The sequence below is a fragment of the Micromonospora sp. DT201 genome, assembly GCF_049841575.1.
Lineage (GTDB): Bacteria > Actinomycetota > Actinomycetes > Mycobacteriales > Micromonosporaceae > Micromonospora.
Window position 1 is genome coordinate 1 of record NZ_JBNCKP010000089.1, and the last position, 395, is coordinate 395.

General features: G+C 69.4%; 1 protein-coding gene. It reads right to left on the reverse strand.

The annotated features are described in order from the left end of the window. Positions 1–375, reverse strand: a 375-nt coding sequence (locus ACLQ28_RS34535; RefSeq protein ID WP_425690452.1) for an alcohol dehydrogenase catalytic domain-containing protein, incomplete at its 3' end; no start/stop codon positions are given. Positions 376–395 lie beyond the last annotated feature (20 nt).

Below are 395 nucleotides of genomic sequence, written 5' to 3' on the forward strand. Positions count from 1 at the left end.
CACCACCATCCGCCGGTCGGAGACCGCCCGTGTTCCGAACCCGTCCATGACCAGACCCATCACCCGGTCACCCGGGGCCAGGTCATGCACATCAGCACCGACCTCGATCACAACTCCGGACGCTTCGGTGCCCATCTCCGCGTCTCCGGGGTAGAGACCCAGGGCGATCAGCACGTCGCGGAAGTTCAGGCCTGCCGCGCGTACTCCGATGCGTACCTCGTGAGCCTCCAGCGGCCGGTCGGGCGCCGCAGCGGTGATCGCCAGACCGTCCAGAGAGCCCTTGCGTTCCACCGACAGCCGCCACGCACCACCGACCGGCGCCACCGGCGCCCGACCCAACCGAGGCGCCAACAACCGCCCATCACGAACCGCCACCTGCGGCTCATCCACACCGA